At 33.1% G+C, this 254-nt stretch carries 1 protein-coding gene; it reads left to right on the plus strand.

The genetic code is table 11. The annotated features are described in order from the left end of the window. On the plus strand, positions 1–93 hold a 93-nt coding region (locus M3221_RS26020; protein WP_251274688.1), incomplete at its 5' end, for an IS3 family transposase. Positions 94–254: the final 161 nt, after the last annotated feature.

Consider the following 254-nt stretch of genomic DNA (forward strand, 5'->3'; position numbering starts at 1 on the left):
TATATCAATTACTATAATCACAAACGAATCAAGACAAAATTAAAGGGCATGAGCCCGGTGGAATACCGAACGCATGCCCTAGAGGCTGCTTAATAAATTATGTGTCTAACTTTTTGGGTTCACTTCAAAATGGGTCTGTTTTTTAATTTCTTACAAGAAAAAATACCCTACTGGTTTACGGGTAGGGTAATAAACAAAGTAAAATGGTTCGTATCTTGTAGTATAGAGATATATGGGTAATAAAATAAAAATTC

This window comes from Domibacillus indicus, from assembly GCF_023715895.1.
In the GTDB taxonomy this organism is placed as follows: Bacteria; Bacillota; Bacilli; order Bacillales; family Domibacillaceae; genus Domibacillus; species Domibacillus indicus_A.